Consider the following 397-nt stretch of genomic DNA (forward strand, 5'->3'; position numbering starts at 1 on the left):
ATTTCAATGCAGTGCAGACACTCAGATGACCTTGTTGAAGCAGCTTGACGCCATCATTGCGGACATTGAGTCAAGAATCGGCATCGACTACAAGAAAGGCACGCTTCCAAACTACCAGTACACTCGCCTGACATTGGCATTGTTCGTCAAGAAGCGTTATGGAACTGACGATGTGGCATTCGGTGAGCTTGACGAGCAGTTTATCCGTGAGTACATGGACTTTTGCTTGGACCAGAGAGGTCTTGCACTTGATACAGTTCGCCACTATCTCGCCATCTTGAAGAAGACCTGCCGAATAGCTTTCAAGGCAGGACACTCCGAGCGTTATCATTTCATGCACTTCAAGCTACCTCAAAAGAAAGAGAATCCACCAAAGGCATTGACACGTGAGGACTTC

Annotated in this window: 1 protein-coding gene; it reads left to right on the forward strand. The window is 47.6% G+C overall.

Annotation, left to right across the window (positions count from 1 at the left end; translation table 11 throughout):
* The coding region (locus WKT20_RS18240) for a phage integrase SAM-like domain-containing protein (RefSeq protein WP_340417889.1) at positions 1-397 on the forward strand (397 nt) is incomplete at both ends.

This window comes from Phocaeicola sp. ICN-14070, from assembly GCF_037892625.1.
Taxonomy (GTDB): domain Bacteria; phylum Bacteroidota; class Bacteroidia; order Bacteroidales; family Bacteroidaceae; genus Phocaeicola; species Phocaeicola plebeius.